This window comes from Leucobacter musarum subsp. musarum (genome assembly GCF_001273845.1).
Lineage (GTDB): Bacteria > Actinomycetota > Actinomycetes > Actinomycetales > Microbacteriaceae > Leucobacter > Leucobacter musarum.
Genome location: NZ_JHBW01000065.1, coordinates 182,042 through 199,335, shown reverse-complemented (window position 1 = coordinate 199,335; position 17,294 = coordinate 182,042). Strand labels below are relative to the sequence as shown.

The 17,294-nt window shown below is 65.5% G+C and carries 16 protein-coding genes; 3 read left to right on the top strand and 13 right to left on the bottom strand.

Annotated features, from left to right (window positions below; translation table 11 throughout):
* Positions 1-19 precede the first annotated feature (19 nt).
* The 6 genes from hutI to CH42_RS03775 all read right to left on the bottom strand — a co-directional run bounded on the left by hutI (position 20) and on the right by CH42_RS03775 (position 8,497).
* The gene (gene hutI, locus CH42_RS03800) at positions 20-1,255 is read right to left on the bottom strand and encodes an imidazolonepropionase (RefSeq protein ID WP_053351872.1); all 1,236 of its coding nucleotides are present in this window, start codon (positions 1,253-1,255) and stop codon (positions 20-22) included.
* A gap of 4 nt (positions 1,256-1,259) precedes the next feature.
* On the bottom strand, positions 1,260-2,987 hold the full coding sequence (gene hutU / locus CH42_RS03795) for a urocanate hydratase (protein WP_053352047.1): 1,728 nt from the start codon (positions 2,985-2,987) through the stop codon (positions 1,260-1,262).
* 135 nt (positions 2,988-3,122) lie between these two features.
* Entirely contained in the window at positions 3,123-4,823 is a 1,701-nt protein-coding gene (locus CH42_RS03790; RefSeq protein WP_053351871.1) for a dipeptide ABC transporter ATP-binding protein, read from the bottom strand.
* Positions 4,820-5,773 (bottom strand): ABC transporter permease, encoded by a 954-nt coding sequence (locus CH42_RS03785; protein ID WP_053351870.1) that lies wholly within the window; start codon positions 5,771-5,773, stop codon positions 4,820-4,822. Before CH42_RS03785 ends, CH42_RS03790 begins: the two co-directional genes overlap by 4 nt.
* Complete coding sequence (locus CH42_RS03780; RefSeq protein ID WP_053351869.1) at positions 5,766-6,692, bottom strand: ABC transporter permease; 927 nt, start codon at positions 6,690-6,692, stop codon at positions 5,766-5,768. Before CH42_RS03780 ends, CH42_RS03785 begins: the two co-directional genes overlap by 8 nt.
* Before the next feature lie 185 nt (positions 6,693-6,877).
* Entirely contained in the window at positions 6,878-8,497 is a 1,620-nt protein-coding gene (locus CH42_RS03775) for a peptide ABC transporter substrate-binding protein (RefSeq protein WP_053351868.1), read from the bottom strand.
* Between the two features lie 239 nt (positions 8,498-8,736).
* Between CH42_RS03775 and CH42_RS03770 the strand changes: the two genes are divergently transcribed.
* The gene (locus CH42_RS03770; protein WP_053351867.1) at positions 8,737-9,531 is read left to right on the top strand and encodes a CPBP family intramembrane glutamic endopeptidase; all 795 of its coding nucleotides are present in this window, start codon (positions 8,737-8,739) and stop codon (positions 9,529-9,531) included.
* Between the two features lie 17 nt (positions 9,532-9,548).
* On the opposite strand, the gene CH42_RS03765 is transcribed toward CH42_RS03770, so the two are convergent.
* From CH42_RS03765 to CH42_RS03750, 4 genes are all read right to left on the bottom strand, one after another.
* Entirely contained in the window at positions 9,549-10,271 is a 723-nt protein-coding gene (locus CH42_RS03765) for a hypothetical protein (RefSeq protein ID WP_053351866.1), read from the bottom strand.
* Positions 10,272-10,308: 37 nt separating this feature from the next.
* Positions 10,309-11,211: a homocysteine S-methyltransferase family protein gene (locus CH42_RS03760; protein ID WP_053351865.1), complete on the bottom strand. Its 903-nt coding sequence runs from the start codon at positions 11,209-11,211 to the stop codon at positions 10,309-10,311.
* Complete coding sequence (locus CH42_RS03755; RefSeq protein WP_053351864.1) at positions 11,208-11,996, bottom strand: phosphotransferase; 789 nt, start codon at positions 11,994-11,996, stop codon at positions 11,208-11,210. The genes CH42_RS03760 and CH42_RS03755 overlap by 4 nt, the downstream gene beginning before the upstream one ends.
* A gap of 78 nt (positions 11,997-12,074) precedes the next feature.
* Positions 12,075-12,527 (bottom strand): MarR family winged helix-turn-helix transcriptional regulator, encoded by a 453-nt coding sequence (locus CH42_RS03750; protein WP_053351863.1) that lies wholly within the window; start codon positions 12,525-12,527, stop codon positions 12,075-12,077.
* 48 nt (positions 12,528-12,575) lie between these two features.
* Between CH42_RS03750 and CH42_RS03745 the strand changes: the two genes are divergently transcribed.
* Complete coding sequence (locus CH42_RS03745; protein WP_082309278.1) at positions 12,576-13,829, top strand: multidrug effflux MFS transporter; 1,254 nt, start codon at positions 12,576-12,578, stop codon at positions 13,827-13,829.
* A 21-nt stretch (positions 13,830-13,850) separates the two neighbouring features.
* Here the strand turns inward: CH42_RS03745 and CH42_RS03740 are convergent, their stop codons facing one another.
* The 3 genes from CH42_RS03740 to CH42_RS03730 all read right to left on the bottom strand — a co-directional run bounded on the left by CH42_RS03740 (position 13,851) and on the right by CH42_RS03730 (position 15,594).
* On the bottom strand, positions 13,851-14,588 hold the full coding sequence (locus tag CH42_RS03740; protein ID WP_053351861.1) for a GTP pyrophosphokinase: 738 nt from the start codon (positions 14,586-14,588) through the stop codon (positions 13,851-13,853).
* Positions 14,589-14,721: 133 nt separating this feature from the next.
* Positions 14,722-15,378 carry a DUF1345 domain-containing protein gene (locus CH42_RS03735; protein WP_053351860.1) on the bottom strand — a complete coding sequence of 219 codons (657 nt, stop codon included), beginning with the start codon at positions 15,376-15,378 and terminating at the stop codon, positions 14,722-14,724.
* 6 nt (positions 15,379-15,384) lie between these two features.
* Positions 15,385-15,594, bottom strand: a complete 210-nt coding sequence (locus tag CH42_RS03730) for a DUF4287 domain-containing protein (protein WP_053351859.1) — start codon at positions 15,592-15,594, stop codon at positions 15,385-15,387.
* Between the two features lie 182 nt (positions 15,595-15,776).
* Between CH42_RS03730 and CH42_RS03725 the strand changes: the two genes are divergently transcribed.
* On the top strand, positions 15,777-17,270 hold the full coding sequence (locus CH42_RS03725; RefSeq protein WP_053351858.1) for a peptide MFS transporter: 1,494 nt from the start codon (positions 15,777-15,779) through the stop codon (positions 17,268-17,270).
* The last annotated feature ends 24 nt before the right edge of the window (positions 17,271-17,294 follow it).

Genomic DNA, 17,294 nt, shown 5'->3' with positions numbered 1-17,294 from the left:
GGTCCGCAAAGTAGCGCTCTCAGACGATGCGCGCGCCCGCCCGCCACACGGCATCGACGAGCGGCATCCCCGGCCGGTACGCGAGGTGCGTCACCGACGGCGCGGCGAGCATCTGCAGGTCGGCGCGCGCGCCGGGTCGCACCATGCCGACGGCCCCCTGGGCCACCCCGGCAGCGTCGTGCCACCCATCGCGTTCCATGCCCAGCGCCAACGCACCGCCGAGTGTCGCCGCCCGCACGGCCTCCTGGATCGTCAGCCGCATCTGCAGCACCGCCGTGGCGACACAGAACGCCATCGAGCTCGTGTACGACGTGCCCGGGTTCGCGTTCGAGGCGATCGCGACCACTGCACCGGCATCGAGCAGTTCACGCGCGGGAGCCAGCGGCATGCGCGTCGAGAGATCACAGGCGGGCAGCACCGTCGCGACCGTGCCGCGGCGACCGACGCCACCGCGCCAATCACCCCACGAACCGGCGAGCGCCGCGACGTCGCCCTCGCTCAGAAAGCCGAGGTGATCGACGCTCAGCGATCCCGCATCGACCGCAACGCGCACCCCCGGGCCGTGGCCCAACTGATTGCCGTGCACGCGCGTCGCGAGGCCGGCTCGGCCGGCGGCGTCGAGTACGCGACGACTTGCCGCCTCATCGAAGGCGCCGGTCTCGCAGAACACGTCGACCGCACTGACGTGCGGGGCCACGGCTTCGAGCATCGGTCCCGTCACGAGATCGAGGTACGATTCCGGATCCGATCCGGCGGGAACCACGTGCGCCCCCAGAAAAGTGACCGCGTCGACGTGGCGCCCCGCAATCTGCGCCGAGCGCACCTCGTCGGCGACGGTCAACCCATACCCGGTCTTCGTCTCCATCGTCGTGGTGCCGCCCTGCCGCGCCTCCGCGACGAGCCGTTCGAGGTTCGCCTCGAGCTCGGCGTCCGACGCCGCACGCGTCGCCGAGACCGTCACGTTGATGCCGCCGGCCGCGTACGACTCCCCCGCCATTCGGGCCTCGAACTCGGCGGTCCGGTCACCGGCGAACACGAGGTGCGTGTGCGAATCCACCCACCCCGGCAAAACTGCGCGACCGGCGGCGTCGAGGCGCTCGTCGGCTGACGGCGCCTGCGACGACGGCCCGACCCACGCGACGCGATCCTGCTCGACCACCACCGCCGCATCGCGCATGCGACCGCCATGGGCATCGTCGTTCGTCGTCAGCTCGCCGATGTTGTCGATGAGCAGGCTGCGCGTCACGTGAGTCATCGGATCACCAGGCCGTATCGGTGTTGCGAATCACGGGTGCCACCGGAACACGGACCCCGCGCTCCTGCGCCACGTCGACCGCACGCTGGTAACCGGCATCGACGTGACGTATCACGCCCATGCCCGGGTCGTTCGTGAGCAGACGCTGCAGCTTCTCCGCAGCCAGCGGGGTGCCATCAGCAACCGATACCTGCCCCGAGTGCTGCGAACGGCCGATTCCGACCCCGCCGCCGTGATGCAGCGACACCCACGTCGCCCCCGACGACGCCGCGGTCAGCGCGTTGAGCAGCGGCCAGTCGGAGATCGCGTCAGAACCGTCAGCCATCGCCTCGGTCTCACGATACGGCGACGCCACCGACCCCGAATCGAGGTGGTCGCGACCGATGACGATCGGTGCCGACAACTTGCCCTCCGCGACCAGCTCGTTGAAGCGCACCGCCGCGCGAGCGCGCTCGCCGTACCCGAGCCAGCAGATGCGCGCCGGCAGACCCTCGAACTCGACCCGCTCGGCCGCAGCGTCGAGCCAGTTGTGCAGGTGCGTGTTCTCGGGGAACAGCTCCTTGAGCGCCGCGTCGGTGACGCGGATGTCTTCGGGATCGCCCGACAGCGCGGCCCAGCGGAACGGCCCGAGCCCCTCGCAGAACAGCGGACGAATGTATGCCGGCACGAAACCCGGGAATTCGAACGCACGGTCGTAGCCGCCCTTGCGTGCCTCATCGCGGATGGAATTGCCGTAATCGAAGACCTCGGCACCCGCATCCTGGAACTCGACCATGGCCCGCACGTGCTGGGCCATCGCCGCCTGCGCGTCCGCCGTGAACTGCTCCGGGTCGGCATCGGCCCGCGCGAGCCGCTCGTCGACGTGGTAGCCGATCGGCAGGTACGACAGCGGATCATGCGCCGACGTCTGGTCGGTCACGAGATCGATCACGACCTCGCCTGACTGGTGCCGGCGCAGGATCTCCGGGAACACCTTGGCGGCGTTGCCGACCAGACCCACCGACCAGCCGCGCTGCTCGTCTTTCGCCTGCTGCACCTTCGCCAGCGCCTCATCAAGATCATCGACCACTTCGTCGAGATACCGCTTGCCGACGCGACGCTCCAGGCGGGTGCGATCGACGTCGACGATGAGGCAGGCGCCGTCATTCAGGGTCACGGCGAGCGGCTGCGCGCCGCCCATGCCACCGCAGCCGCCCGTCAGGGTGATCGTGCCCGCGAGCGGCCCCTTGTCTGCGGCAGCGGCGATCCGCCCCTGCCCCTGCAGCTTGCGCCCTGCCGCCGCGAACGTCTCGTACGTGCCCTGCAGAATGCCCTGCGTGCCGATGTAGATCCACGACCCCGCCGTCATCTGGCCGTACATCATCAGCCCCTCGGCTTCGAGCTTGCGGAACTCGGGCCAGGTCGCCCAATCGCCCACGAGGTTCGAGTTCGCGATCAGCACGCGGGGTGCCCACACGTTGGTGCGGAAGACGCCGACCGGCTTGCCCGACTGCACCAGCAGGGTCTCGTCTTCTTCGAGATCGCGCAGCGTATCGACGATCGCATCGAAGGCCTCCCAGCTGCGCGCCGCACGCCCCGTGCCGCCGTAGACGACCAGATCATCGGGGCGCTCGGCGACCTCGGGATCGAGATTGTTCATGAGCATGCGCAGCGGAGCCTCCGTCTGCCAGCTCTTCGCCGAGAGTTCGGTGCCGCGGGGTGATCGGACGGGGCGTGCGCCGGGAAGTGCCATCATTGGACCTTTCGTGTGCAGTCTGCGGGAAATCCGCGTGCCTCTATCCCATCGTGACCGGGAGCCCCCGACAACGCAGCGACGCCCCCGACTGTCCGGCATTCCGGACAATCGGGGGCGTCTGCGTGCGAGAGGTTACGCCTCGAGACCGAGCTCGATATGCGCGCCCGGGATAGCCGCGAGCAAGTTCTTCGTGTACTCCTCGCGAGGGTTCTCGAACACCTCATCGGTGGTGGCCTGCTCCACGATGCGCCCCTGCTGCATCACGCAGACGCGATCCGCGATGAGGCGCACGACCGCAAGATCGTGCGTGATGAACAGATACGTCAACCCGAGGTCGCGCTGCAGTTCGGCGAGCAGATCGAGAATCTGCGCCTGCACCAGCACGTCGAGCGCCGAAACGGCTTCATCGAGCACGAGAATGTCGGGCTTGAGTGCCAGACCACGAGCCACGGCGACGCGCTGACGCTGACCGCCTGAGAGCTCGTTCGGGTACCGCGTCGCCAGTTCGCGCGGCAGCGCGACCTGATCGAGCAGCTCCAGCACGCGCGCCTTGCGGCTCGCCGCATCGCCCACGTTGTGAATCTTGAGCGGCTCCATGATCGTGTTGCCGATGTTATGCAGCGGATCGAGCGACCCGTACGGATCCTGGAACACGGGCTGCAGCGTGCGTCGCAAGCCGAAGAGCTCGCGCGACGACATGCCGCGGGTCTCCTTGCCCGCAATCTTCACCGAGCCCGACGACGGCTGCTCGAGCTGCAGCACCATCTTCGCGATCGTGGACTTGCCCGAACCGGACTCGCCCACCAGGGCCATGGTCTCGCCGCGATTGACCGTGAACGTCGCCCCCGATACGGCGTGGAAGTCTTCCGACCCGAAGTTGCCCTTGCGCAGCTTGTACACCTTGCCGAGATCACTGACCTCGATCATGGCTTCGCCGTGCTTAACCGTCGGCTTCGACTCCTCCGCGAGTGCGGCGAGGTCGAAAGTCGCGGTCGGCGCCGTCGGAAGCGTCGCATCATCGCCAATACGGCGGGATGCAAGGCTCGGAGCCGCCGACACGAGACGCTTCGTGTACGGGTGCTGCGGACGTTCGAGAATTTCGCGGCTCGGGCCCGACTCGACGATGTTGCCCTGATACATGACGATGAGCTTCTCCGCGCGCTCGGCCGCGAGGCCGAGGTCGTGCGTGATGAAGACCACGGCCGTGCCGAGCTCGTTCGTCAGCTTCTGCAGGTGATCGAGTACGACCCGCTGCACCGTGACGTCGAGCGCCGAAGTCGGCTCGTCGGCGATCAGCAACTGCGGGTTCGCCGCGAGGCCGATGCCGATCAGCGCGCGCTGCTTCATACCGCCCGAGAACTGGTGGGGGTACTGCTTCATGCGCTGCTCGGCGTTCTGCAGACCGGCCTGCTCGAGCACCTCGACGGCGCGCGCGCGAACTTCCTTCTTGCCCGAGGCAAGTCCATTCGCACGAATCGCCTCTTCGACCTGGAAGCCGATCGACCACACCGGGTTCAGGTTCGACATCGGATCTTGCGGCACGAGACCGATCTCGCGACCGCGAATCGATTCCATGTCGCGACGGCCGATACCCACCAACTCGCGCCCCTGCCAGGTGACAGAACCGCCGGAGACCTGACCGGTACCCGGGAGCAGATTGATGACGGCGTGCATCGTCGTCGACTTGCCCGAACCGGACTCGCCGACGATCGCAACGGTCTCGCCGGGGTAGACATCGAAACCGATGCCGTGGAGCACCTCGCGGCGCTCCTTCTTCGAGCCGAACTCGACCTTCAGGTCGCGGACGCTCAGGAGTGGCTGCTGCTCGCTCATCGCTGTGCCCTCGCCTTCGGATCGAGCGCATCGCGAACGACCTCGCCCAGCAGCACGAAGCCGAGCACGGTGGTCGCGAGCGCGAGTGACGGCCAGAGAAGCAGCTGCGGATCATTCCGCAGATCTCGCTGTGCCGCGGAGATATCGTTGCCCCAGCTGATGTACTCGGCCGGCGGCAGGCCGACGCCCAGGAACGACAGCACGGCCTCGGCGACGATCGCCGCGGAGAGCGACAGCGTCGTGACGACGAGCAGCGGTGCGATCGAGTTTGGCAGCACGTGGCGAATCAGCGTCTTGAACTTCGAGAGCCCGAGCGCCGTTGATGCCATCACAAAGTCGGCGTTGCGCACTCGCAGAATCTCCGAGCGAAGAATACGCGCGGACACCGGCCACGAGAAGCCGCCGATCGCGAATGCGATCACCAGAGGATTGCGGTACTCCTGGAACACCGTCATGACGATGACCGCCGCGAGGATGTAAGGAATCGAGAAGAAGATGTCGCCGAGACGCGACAGCACGGTATCGACCCAGCCCCCGAAGAAACCGGCCAGCGAGCCCGCGACGATACCGACCACGAACGTGATCAGCACGACGAGGATGCCGACGGACACCGAGGTGGAGGTGCCGTAGATGATGCGCGCGAACACATCCTGACCCTGCGCGGTGAATCCGAGCAGGTGCCCGGCGGTCGGGCCCTCCTTCGACATCGCGAGATCGGCGGCGCGGGGGTCCACCTGCGTGAACCACTGCGGGAACAGCGCGACGGCGAGCACGACGACGATGATGACGGCGGAGATCCAGAACATCGGACGGCCGCGCATATCGCGCCAGGCGTCGAGCCACAGGTTTGACTTCTTCTCGTCGATCTTCACCGCATCGACGGCGGCGACCGGCGTCTCTTCGAACGGAGCGACGAAATGCTCCACGTTCGGTTTCTTCGGATCAGGCATAACGAATCCTCGGGTCGAGTACGGCGTACATCAGGTCGACGACCAGGTTGACGCCGAGGTAGATGAGCACCATGAACGTGACGAAGGAGACGACCAGCGGGTTGTCGCCCTTCAGGATCGCACCGAAGAGTGCGTTGCCGACACCGGGCACGTTGAAGATGCCCTCGGTGACGGTGGCGCCCACCATGAGCACACCGAAGTCGGTGGCCGTGTTGGTGATGGTCGGGATCAGCGAGTTGCGCAGCACGTGCACCGGAATGACGCGGCCGCGGCTCAGGCCCTTGGCGTACGCGGTGCGTACGAAGTCCTGGTTCATCGTGTCAATCACCGACGCTCGCGTGAGCCGCATGCTCGTCGCGTAGAGCGAGAAGCCCAGCACGATCGCGGGAAGCAGCAGGTCTTGCACCGGCGCCCCGGTACCGACGGTCGTGCGGAACCAGCCAAGCTTGATGCCGAGGCCCCACTGCGCGATGAAGGCGATCACGAAGATCGGCACGCTCATGAAGAGCAGACCGATGATCAGGTTGACGTTGTCGAACAGCTTGCCCTTGCGCAGACCCGAGATGAGGCCGACGGTGATCGCGATCGCGAGCTCGATGACGATGGCCATCGCCGCAAGCTTGATCGTCACCGGGAAGGTGCGCTCCAGAATGCTCGAGACCGACTGACCCGACAGGCTGGTACCGAAGTCTCCGATCAGCACGCCCTTGAGGTAGAGCAGGTACTGCACGATGAAAGGCTGATCGAGGTTGTATTGCTCGCGGAGGCGCTCGACAACCGCGGGGTCGGGCGTCTTGTCGCCGAACATGGCGAGGATGGGGTCGCCGGGCATGGCGAAGACCATGAAGTAGATGAGGAAGGTCGTGCCCAGCAGCACTGGGATGACCTGGAGCAGTCGGAAGAGGACGTATCTCAGCATGTGCCGTTCCTCCGAATCTGATTGTTGAACATGTCGCGTATTCTCTCGCAGTTGTGTTGCGATGCAAACTCAGGGAACGTCGATGTTTCCGGTTTACAGGTCTGGGTCCAGGCGGTGCGCGGGTAGCGCTCCGCCCAGCGCGGAGGCCCCGGGCAGTGCGCCCGGGGCCTCCGACTTCGGGGTGGTTAGTTCTTGGTGATCTCGTAGTAGAGCGGCACCGAGTTCCAACCGAACTCGACGTTCTGAACGTTCTCGCCGTAGCCGCCGTTCACGTTCGAGTACCAGAGCGGGAAGGCCGGCAGGTCTTCGAGGAGGATCTCCTGAGCCTGCTGGAACTTCTCGTTCGCCGAAGCGATGTCGGTGTCGACCGAGCCCTCCTGCAGCAGCTTGTCGAACTCGGGGTTCGAGTAGTCACCGTCGTTCGAGGAGGCGTTCGTTGCGTACAACGGCCCGAGGAAGTTGAACAGACCCGGGTAGTCAGCCTGCCAACCGGTGCGGAAGGCGGTCTGGATCGTGCGGTTCGTCACTTCTTCGCGCAGCACGTCGAACTTCGGGTAGGCCTTGCCTGCCGCGTCGATGCCGAGCGTCGATGCGATGCTGTTTGTCGTCGCGTCGACCCAAGCCTGGTGGCCACCGTCCGAGTTGTAAGCGATCTCGAAGGTGCCCGACCACGGCGAGATCGCGTCGGCTTCAGCCCACAGCTTCTTCGCCTCGTCGGGGTTGTAGGCCAGCACGTCTGCGCCCTCGAGCGAGTCGCTCCAGCCGTCGATGACGGGCGAGGTGAAGTCGCTTGCCGGGGTGCGGGTGCCCTCGAAGATCTTGTCCGTGATCTGCTCGCGGTTGATCGACATCGAGATGGCCTGGCGGCGCAGCTTGCCCTCGTCGCCCGAGAAGTGCTCGAGGCGCTCCGGGATGGTGAAGGACTGGAAGATCGCTGCCGGCTGGTTGACCGAGCGGCCGTCGAGATCAGACTCGAAGTTGGCGAGCTGGGTCTCGGGGATCTGGTCGATGACGTCGACGTTGCCGCCGAGGAGGTCGGAGTACGACGCATCCTGCGTGGCGTAGAACTTGATGGTCACGCCACCGTTCTGCGGCACGCGGGGTCCGTTGTAGTCCTCGTTCACGACGAGCTCGATCTGCTCGTCGTGCTGCCACGCGTCATCGCCGGCCAGCTTGTACGGGCCGTTGACGACGGGGTTCTCGCCCTGTGCGTCCATGTCGTCGAATGCCGAGTCGGGCAGCGGGTAGAACGCCGAGTAGCCCAAGCGCAGCGGGAAGTCCGATGCGGCCTTGTTGAGCTTCACCGTGAAGGTAGTGTCATCGACGACCTTGAGGCCCGAGAGCTCAGCGACGTTCTCTTCATAGCTGAAGCCCTCGATGTCCTCGAAGAAGTAGCTGTTGAGCTGAGTGTTCTCGGCGTTGGCGCCGTAGTTCCACGCCTTGACGAAATTCTCCGCCTTGACGGGCGTGCCATCGGTGAAGGTCGCGTCGTCGCGAATCTTGATGGTGTAGTTCGTCGCGTCATCGCTCTCGATGGACTCGGCGATATCGTTGTGCGCCGCGCCCTCTGCGTCGTAGTAGACCAGACCTGCGAAGATCAGGTCGAGGATCTTGCCACCGCCGACCTCATTGGTGTTGGTGGCGATCAACGGGTTCTGCGGCTCCGAGCCGTTCGTCGTGATGATGGCCGCGCTGTCTGCTTCGCCGCCGCCGCTGTTTCCGCCGCTCGACGAGCAGCCGGACAGCGCCAGGGCGCCTGCGGCGGCCAGGGCGATGAGCCCGTAACCGATCCGTGATCGCTTCACTGGTTTCCTCCTTGAAAGTGTCTGCCGGATGACCACGAATGTCTCTATTCACGGACGTCCAACAGAATCGATGGTCGTTCACAGCCTAGCGACCTGTCAGACCGGATGCGCACAAATCGACAGAGCGTAACGCCTTCGTAACCGATTTCTGTAGGAGTTCGCTCACCGATTTCCATTCGAAAGTCTTCGAACTGTGCGCTCCCAACATTCGTCTCGCGAGGTCGCAGTACGCTGTGGCCATGCCAGCTTCTGCATCTCGCACCCGGTTGCGCTGGGAGATCGCGATTGTGCTCGCGCTCTCGTTCGGAGCATCCGCGGTCTACGCGATTGTCTCCATTACCGAGCGGCTCACCCGAGACACGGCACTGTCAACGCAGACGGCGACGATCAATCGATCACTGTCGGATCGCCCGGTCTTCGATCTCGTCTACCAGTTGCTGCAGTTCGCGTTCGGGCTCGCCCCAATCGCGCTCGTCGTGTTCCTGCTGTGGTCGTATCGCACCCCGCACCTGTCACGACTCGGGTTCGGACGCGTTCCCGGCGCTGCCCGCGGGTGGTGGGCGCGGGAGGTCGGCGGCGGGTTCGTCCTCGCGGCACTCATCGGGATTCCGGGGATCGCGTTCTACCTGTTCGCGAAGCAGATCGGCATCAATGCGACCGTTGTTCCCACCGCACTCGACGCCGCCTGGTGGACCGTTCCGGTGCTCGTGCTGCAGGCACTTCGCGCCGCACTCGGCGAAGAACTCATCGTCGTCGCCTACCTCTTCGATCGACTGCGGCGATTGGGGTGGGGTCCTTGGGCGACGATCGTCGCCAGTGCGCTGCTCCGCGGCAGCTATCACCTGTACCAGGGCTTCGGCGGCTTCATCGGCAACGTCGTAATGGGGGTGGTCTTCGGCTGGGCCTACCAGCGCTGGGGTCGATCACTCCCGCTGATCGTCGCCCACTGGATTCTCGATATCGTCAGTTTCGCGGGGTATCCGCTCGCCGTGCTGCTCGCGCCAGGCTTGTTCGCCGCGCCAGCAGGAGGCTGACGCGGCGACTGCTGGCGCTACGCGGTGACTTTGATGGTCTTCACGAACGCGTCGGTCAGACCCCAGATTTCGTCATAGACCTCGGGTGCCGCCGCGCACTTCTCCGCGGGCTTCATCAGCGTGAAGGTGCCATCGGCTCCGCGCGTTGCGCCCCATTGTGTGCGCATCGCGGCGCACGACTCCGGCAGTGACGCGATGAGGGGGCTTTCCAGCAGCTGCAGGTTCTCGCCCTCGATGTAGTACTGGGTGCGGCCGAACTTCTGGCTCAGATCTGACGTCGCGTTCCACTGGGTGATCTGGAGTTGAGACGTCGGCCCAACCTCGACATCGGGAACCGCGTTCGGGTCATCCGCGTCGTCGCCGTCGGCGTCGGCCTGTGCATCGGCCGCATCGTCTTCGTCTGGCGCCGACGGAGTCGGGGTGGCGCTCGGCGTCGACGACGGTGAGCTGCTCGGCTTCGGGGATTCGGAGGCCTGCCCTCCGCGCGCGATGTTGACCAACACGATGCAGACGATGATCGCGACGACGGCGACGACGCCGACGACAATCCAAGGCAGCGCTCGCGGAGCTTCGCCGCTCTGCGAGCGTGCGGCGCGTGGTTCAGTGGACAATTGCGCCGTGCGCACGCGTTCCGCCTGCTCGTACGAGAGGCGCTGGCGCGCGGGAACCGGCTGCGGCTCAGTCGGAGGCTCTGCAGAGTCCGCCGGGCCGAAGAGTTCCTCGAATGGGTCTTTACTCACGCCGACAGCCTAACCACGTCCGCCGGAAAGATCGGTGTCAACCCGCGGTTGGCCGCTCCCCCATCGCTGCTGCGAGCGCTGCGATGTGGTCGACATCGGTGCCGCAGCACCCCCCGAACACGTTCGCCGACGGGGCAGCGTTACGGAGTGCGATCTCAGCTGCGGCGAAGTCTGCTGCTGAATCAGCAGAGTCTGTTCCCGCGCGAGCTGCATTCAGCCGAAAGCCGATCAATCGCTCGAGTTCGGCCGCACCGTGCGCGTGTTCGAGTGCTCGAGCGGCCTCCGCGGGGTGCGCGCAGTTCACCAAAAAGCCGACTGCTCCACCCTCCGTCGCCGCGTCGACCTCGGCGATTGCCGCATCGAGCGTGCTGCCATCGGCGAGCAAGCCATCGGCACCGACGATGAACGACACCGCACCGGGCACACGCGCGGCAAGAGCGGCGCGCACAACCCCGATGCCTTCCACAGCATCGAGGGTGGTCACCGAGGTCACGCGGTCGGCACCCGCCTCCGCGAGTGCGCGCACCTGCGGGGCGTGGTATTCCTCCGCTTCCCCGGCCGTCATGCGCTGCGCGGCCACGTACTCATCGGTCCGCGGCCCGACACAGCCGTTGACGACGATCTCGGGTGCACCGACGGGCGATTCCTCGTCGAGCTCACGCACGAAGGCAACGGCATCCGCGTTGATCCGTGCGAGCGCATCTGCACGGTAGCCGAGCCGTTCGCCCCAGTCGGTGTTCGCGCGCCAGGTGGGGGTGTCGAGCACGAGCGGCAACGCGTGCTGCCTCGCCACTGCGATGAAGGGTGCGTAGTACTCGGTGAGGGCGATCCTGCCCGCCGCTGTATCGAGCAATTCGAATGCCGCGAACTCTCGGAGGTGCTGACCGAGACGATCGGTGAGCGCGGTCTCGATGCCGCCATCGGCGATGGACAAGGTCATGGTGTCTCCTCGGTGCTCGGCGATACTGTGCAGGTTTCACGACGAATCAGCTCGCTGCGCTCGCGGAATGCGGCGACGCGCGCTTCATGGCGACCCATGATGCCGGCATCGCGCAGCGCAATGGTTCCGGGATCGCGCCGGTCAAGACCAGCTTTCCAACGCTCCGAGATGAGCGCCATACGCGTATCGACGGCATCCAGCAGTTCCGCCACGTCGATGCCTCCGTAGGCATCGGCCGCGACTCTCAACCGTCGTGCGGCATCGTGCGTCGGGGTCTCGCGCAACAGCGGAACTCCTGACCAGCAGAGAAAGGCGAGATCATCGATCGGTCGGCCCGGACCGGCCCGGTCCCAATCGATCATGCCTGCGAATGCGCCATCGCTCACGACCCAGTTGTAGAGCCCCGGATCGTTGTGGCAGATGACCTGGTCGTCGCGCAACGGTTGCAGCCCCTGTCGCCACTCGAGAGCACCGGGCCGGAAGCCCTGCACGACATCGTGATACCGACGCAACCACTTCACGGCTGCGGCGAGCGCCGCGTCCGACACCGTCTCACGCTCGGGGTCGAGGGTATCGCCGGGCAGATACTCGAGCACTTCGCGCCCGTCCGCATCCAGGCCGTGTACGCGAGGCACGCCGTCAAGCCCCGCGGCACGCAGATATTCCAGGAGCGCGTGCACAGCCGGGGTCCACGGGCCAGTCGGCCGGTGCACTCGGGTTTCCTGCCCCGGCTCTGATACTCGCCACACGCCGCCGGATCCGCCCGGCAGATGTTCGCTCACCATACCTGCGACGCTACCGCGTTTTGTTGGCGTCCGTGGGTCTGACACGGGCAATACGCGGCCGACGAGTGGGATGCGGATTCAGTCGCCCGTGCGTCGGCGGTCCACGAATGCCTGTGCCATGCCGCTCAAGAGCCGCGCGAGATCCGAGGGCTCGACGTCTTCAGGAGCCACCGATGCAATGACCTGCGACCACCGCGCTCGCAATCGCGCCAGATTCTCGGCGGCGAGCGGCGTCGAGCTCACGAGCACTCCTCGACCATCCGGGTCCGAGCGGCGTCGCCCGACCAACCCTTTCGATTCCAATCCGCGCAGGGCCGTGCTCAGATTTGAACGCTGCAGGCCCAGTTGCGCGGCAAGTGCGCTCGGCGCGCTCTCGCCTTGCCGATCGAGCGTGCCCAGCACGAGCCGTTCGGTCTGCGTCAGTGGAATGTAGTCGTCGTGGGCGTGGCGAAACTCGATCTCTCGCGCCAACGAGAGCACTGCGCTGGCGATATCGGCGAGCGCCTCGGCGTCGGTCTGCGATGCGGCCATGCACATATCGTACGGTGACCCAAAGTGGTTATGTTAAAATAACTATTCGTGTCCACTCCCCCTGCACCAGTACCGCCCGCATTGCCCGTCGGCTCGCCGCAGCGCCCCCCGGCCCTCTCTGGCGGCCTCCTGCTCATCTTGGCGCTGCTGTCTGCCGTGGCACCGTTCGCGACTGACCTGTACCTTCCGTCGTTTCTTGCAATTGGGCGCGAGTTCGAGGCGACCCCGACCGGTGTGCAGCTGACGCTGACCGCGTTCCTCCTCGGAATCGCCGCCGGTCAGCTCGTGTTCGGCCCGCTCTCCGATCGCTTCGGTCGTCGACCGTTGCTCCTCATCGGCGCAGCAGTACTGGTGGCCTCAAGCCTCGGCGCGGTGTGTGCGCCCTCGCTGGGCATGCTCATCGGTGCACGCCTGCTTCAGGGCATGTCGGGTGCGGCAGGCATGGTACTCAGTCGAGCGATCATTTCAGATCTCGCGCGAGGCGCCGCGGTCGCACGCGCAATGAGCCTGATGATGATCGTCACCGGTGTCGCCCCGGTCATCGCACCGCTCGTCGGCGGCCTGTTCGCCGACGCTCTGGGGTGGCGCGGGGTACTCGCAATCGTGCTCGGGATCGCCGCGATCATGCTGGTCGCCGCCATCTTCGGCGTGCGTGAATCTCTGACGCCCGCCCGTCGCGCCGAACTCGCCCAGGCAAAACTAGCACTCGGGTCACCGTTGCGAGATCTACTGTCGCGCCAGTACCTCGGATACACCGTCGCGTTCGCCAGCGCATTCACCGCGATGATGGCGTATATCTCTGCGTCTCCATTCCTGTATCAATCCTTGATCGGTGTCTCGGAGCTGCAATACGGGCTCCTGTTCGGGCTCAACGCGCTCGGCCTGATGGGGGCGAGCGCCATCTCGGCTCGATGGGTGGGGCGCATTGCGCCCCACCGCCTGATCAGCTTCGGTCTCAGCAGCGTCGTGATCGGCTCCGTGGCCGTCGTTTGCTGTGCGATCGCCCCGATCACGCCGTGGAGCATTGCCGCGGCAGTATTCGTGGTGGTCGCTTCGCTCGGGTTCGTGCTCGGCAATTCGACCGCGCTCGCCCTGGGGGCGGTGCCGCGTGCCGCAGGCTCCGCGTCAGCTCTGCTCGGCGCACTGCAGTTCGGTCTTGCCGCGCTCGCCTCACCACTCGTGAGTATTGCGGGCGAACGCACCGCAGTGCCGCTCGGCATCGTCATGACGTGCGCCGCAGCGATCGCAGTGATCGCGTTCCTGATCGCACGGCCGCGCCACTCCCGGGTTCGCCCTGCGTGAAGCGCTGAATGGGAGCCGCCGCTAGGCGCGGTGGATCTGCTCGGCGACGCGGTGCAGTTCGAGCGGCGTCGCCTGAGACGGCGGTTCGCCGTGCATCTGCACGTGCAGTCGCTCCATGCGCGTATCGAGTTCTGCAGCGGTCTCAGCGGCGTGCTTGAGTTCGCGAATGAGGGTGTCGGGCACCTGGCGTGCGTACTTGTAGTAGATCTTATGCTCGAGGCTGGCCCAGAAATCCATGGCGATCGTGCGGAATTGCACTTCGACGGGCACATCCACTCGCCCCGTTGAGAGGTAGACCGGCACCGAGATGATCGTGTGCAGGCTCTTGTACCCGTTGGGTTTCGGCGTCTCGATATAGTCTTCGACCTCGAGCACGGTGATGTCATCTTGCTGAGTCAGCAGATCGAAGAGCTGGTAGACATCGCGAATAAATGCGCACGTGACACGCACTCCTGCGATGTCGTAGATCTCGGTGCGGATGATGTCGAAGTCGGTGCCGATACCGCGTCGCTCCAGTTTTGCGACGAGGCTGTCGACCGACTTCACGCGGCTCGATACGTGCTCGATGGGGTTGTACTCGTGCATGTGCAGAAACTCTTCGCGCAGAATTGCGAGTTTCGTCTCAACCTCTTGCATCGCGAATCGGTACTCGAGGAGGAAGCGCTGCATCTGGTCTCCGAGCGATCGCAACGCGCTCGCCGAGATCGTGATCTCATCGTCTTCGGGTTCCTCGCCGGGGTTCGCATCGAACCCCGGCATTGCCGGAATGCTCATGGCCTCAGGCTACCTCTCGCTCGCGTGCATCGTCTGTGATTGCGCCCCGCATCGTCGGCCCCGCATCGTCGGCCTCGCAGCACTGCGACCGAGGTACGCAGTCCTGTCACCGCACCACTCATCCGAGCCCCGCGACCAGATTGATCACCGTCGCCAGAATGCCCGCTCCGAAGAGATAGGCGAGCAGGGTTTGCGCGATCACGAGGCGCCGAATCTCCGTGCGCTGCACGTCGGTGTCTGACACTTGGTAGGTCATGCCGAGGCCCACCGAGAAATAGGCGAAATCGACGTAGCAGGGGTCGGCTTCTTGATTGAAATCAATGCCCCGCTTCACGGTACCGTCTGCTTCGGTGTCGTAATACTCACGCGCGTAACGCAACAAGTAATCGACGTGAATCAGGGTCCACGACGCCACGATGCTGAGGAGCGCGAGCGCCGCGAGTACCGGCCCGAGCGCCCCTTCGGCGTGCCTCGCCTGCACGATCACCACCGCGACCGCCCCCAGGCTCACGATGCTGCCGATGGTGGCGACGACGCGCGCGACCCTGCGTCCAGGGTCTTCCGCAGTCGCATGGCTGCGGGTCTCAGCTGGCGAGAGACGCCAGACCTGCAGGAGCACGGTGACCGAGCTCACGCCGGCAATGGCACTCCACCCCGCGAGTACACCGGCCGGCACTCCCAGAACCGGCACCGAGGCCACAGCGACGGCTCCGCCCACGACGACCGCAATCGCCCAGCGCAAACGCACCTGCGCGCGCACCGGCAGGCGAGTCATGGCCGGTCAGGCTCCGTCGTGCTCGGCCCGGAAGACATGCACGAGCGCATTGGCATGACCATGCCCCATGCCCTGCTCTTTCAGAAATGCCACCTGTTCCATGTGCTTCTGACCGGCGAATGGTCGCAAGCGTTCCATCCATTCATCGATCGAGTGGCCATACTTGGCCTCGATCGATGGGAAGTAGGATTTGGGGCCCTTGACTGGCTCGGTCATGTCTGCCTCCTGATTCACCGTCACGATTGCACCGTGGTGCGCTCAAGCTAACACGACGGGCCGACATTCGGCGGGCGCTCGACACCGCAGCCTGCGCGGTATCCGTGGCCCCGAGTAGGATCGAGCACGGCCGCAACCACCGAGTCCCGTCAGCCCATGGCGGGAGGATTCAGAGGACACCCGTGACCGAACAGACCAGCACGGCGCACGACGCAAGCGCACCGCGACCGAACTCGCGCGACGAGCGCGGCTTCTTCGGGCATCCCTGGGGTCTGGCGAACCTCGCCGGCGTCGAGATGTGGGAGCGCTTCAGCTTCTACGGCATGCAGGGCCTCCTGGCCTTCTACATCTACTACTCGGTCTCCGAGGGCGGCCTCGGCATGTCGCAGGCCGCCGCGACTTCGATTGTCGGCGCCTATGGCGGGCTCGTCTATCTCTCATCGGTAATCGGCGGGTGGGTCGCCGACCGTGTGCTGGGCGCGGAGAAGACACTGCTCGCTGCAGCGATCATCATCATGTTCGGGCACATCGCGCTCGCCGTGTTCCCCGGGGGCCTCGGCCTCGCCATCGGGCTCGTGAGCGTCGCGCTCGGTTCAGGATCACTGAAGACCACGACCTCGACCGTGCTGGGCGATCTCTACGACCCGAAAGATCTGCGACGCGACGCGGCGTTCTCGATCTACTACATGGGCGTGAACATCGGCGGCTTCGTGGGCCCGCTGCTGACCAGTCTGGTCTGGGGCTGGCAGGGCTTCCATTGGGGCTTCGGTCTCGCTGCCATCGGCATGGCGCTCGGCCTCGTGCAGTATTTGCTGCTGCGCCGGCACACGGTCACCGCGTCGAGTGCCCGACCGACGAACCCGCTGACGCGCCCCGAACGCACGCGCTGGTCGATCATTCTGCTCGCGGCGATCATCGTCATCGTCGGCGCAGCCCTGCTGGGCGCACTGCGCCCCGAGAACCTCTCGGTCATCGTCGTCGGGCTCACGATCGTCACTGCGATCGCTCTCTTCAGCGTCATCGGGTCGAGTCGCCGCGTCACCACTGAGGAGCGCAGTCGCGTCTTCGCCTTCATCCCGCTCTTCATCGCCTCCGCGGTCTTCTGGACGCTGTTCCAGCAGCAGTTCACGGTGTTGGCGATCTACGCCGATCAGCGCCTCGATCGCCATGTATTCGGCTTCGAATTGCCGCCGAGCGTGGTGACCTCGATCAACCCCGTGTTCATCATCATCTTCGCGGGTGTCTTCGCCGCGATGTGGACCAAGCTTGGCGAGCGCCAGCCCAGTACGCCGATCAAGTTCGCGCTCGGCACGATGATCATGGGCCTCGCCTTCCTCGCGTTCCTCCCGTTCTCGGGCGGCGCGAACGGCTCGGTGCCGTTCCTCGCGATCGTGTTGATCCTCTTCCTCTTCACCCTCGCGGAGCTCTGCATCTCGCCGGTTGGTCAGTCGCTTGCAACGAAGCTGTCGCCGCACGCATTCCACTCGCAGATGGTGGCGCTGTACTTCCTGTCGATCGCTCTCGGCTCGGCGGCAGCCGGCGCGCTCTCCGGTTTCTACTCGGCAGACACTGAGGTGCCCTACTTCTTGACGATTGGTCTGGCATCGATTGCGGTCGGCATCGTGCTGGTCGTGGTGCGCAAGCCGGTCCTGCATCTGATGCGCGGGGTGCGCTGACGATTCGAGCCTCTGGTGTCGGTG